The sequence below is a fragment of the Mesorhizobium sp. M7A.F.Ca.CA.002.04.1.1 genome, assembly GCF_004022805.1.
Lineage (GTDB): Bacteria > Pseudomonadota > Alphaproteobacteria > Rhizobiales > Rhizobiaceae > Mesorhizobium > Mesorhizobium ciceri.
Genome location: NZ_RZPL01001155.1, coordinates 1 through 963, shown reverse-complemented (window position 1 = coordinate 963; position 963 = coordinate 1). Strand labels below are relative to the sequence as shown.

Sequence of the window (963 nt, the reverse complement as noted above, 5' to 3'; positions counted from 1 at the left end):
CCAGGCTTCGGCGTCTTCCGGCCTGCCGACGCGCAGGTGGACATGGCCGACGACGCTGTTTTCCGGCGCGCCCTGCCAGCCGGCGTCACCCGCAGGCACTTCGGCAACGACGGACGGAATGTTCATCCGCTCGGTCGCCATCGCCACCTTGTCGCCATTCCACTTCCAGTCCTGCGGACGGCGGTCGGCATAGATCTCGATGCCATTGCCTTCGGGATCGGTCAGGTACAGTGCTTCGCTGACCAGATGGTCGGAAGCGCCCTCGATGGCGATCTTGTTTGATATGGCGTGGTTGATCCAGCGGCCGAGATCGGCACGGCTGGGCAGCAGGAAGGCCGTATGGAACAGGCCTGCGCTGCGAGGATCATCCGGCTTGGCCGAAGGATCGGCCTCGATGACCAGCAACGGACGGTTGGCGGCGCCCAGCGTGATCGCCCCATCGGCGCGGCTCAGTTCCTGCAGACCGACGATGCTGCGATAATATGCGGCAAGGCTTTCCGCGTCGCGCGCCTTCAGCCCGACGCGGGCAACGCTGACCGGGGTGGTGGCGGCAAAAGGCAACTCGCTCATCAAATGCTCCGTTCGACCGGCCTGCGATGAAGCTCCCAAAGCGAGAAACCCCACTCCGCCGATCATTGTACGTCGTGTCAGTTCCAAAGTCAGGGTTCCCGCGCACGGCTGTTTCTTTTCCTGACCACAGATCGTCCATCCGCATCGTTCACACAAGACGCGAAGAAGCGAACATGGTGTTCACTATTGTGATCAAACGTGGCGTTTCTGCCGGTTGCACGAAGCGATGCCGCTCGCTATCTCAGCGCCATGAAGGTCAGAGACGCAGATATTCTCATCGTGCCGGGCTACACCAATTCCGGCCCCGACCATTGGCAGAGCCGCTGGCAGTCGAAGCTGTCGACGGCGCGCCGCGTCGAACAGGCGGAGTGGTCGAAGCCGGTGCGCGAGGAC

The 963-nt window shown here is 62.8% G+C and carries 2 protein-coding genes; one reads left to right on the top strand and one right to left on the bottom strand.

Annotated features, from left to right (window positions below):
• Positions 1 to 570 (bottom strand): VOC family protein (locus ENZ75_RS32945; RefSeq protein ID WP_164888227.1); only part of this gene is annotated, 570 nt, incomplete at its 3' end.
• 249 nt (positions 571 to 819) lie between these two features.
• On the opposite strand from ENZ75_RS32945, the gene ENZ75_RS32940 reads away from it, so the two are divergent.
• The coding region (locus tag ENZ75_RS32940; RefSeq protein WP_206617170.1) for an alpha/beta hydrolase at positions 820 to 963 on the top strand (144 nt) is incomplete at its 3' end.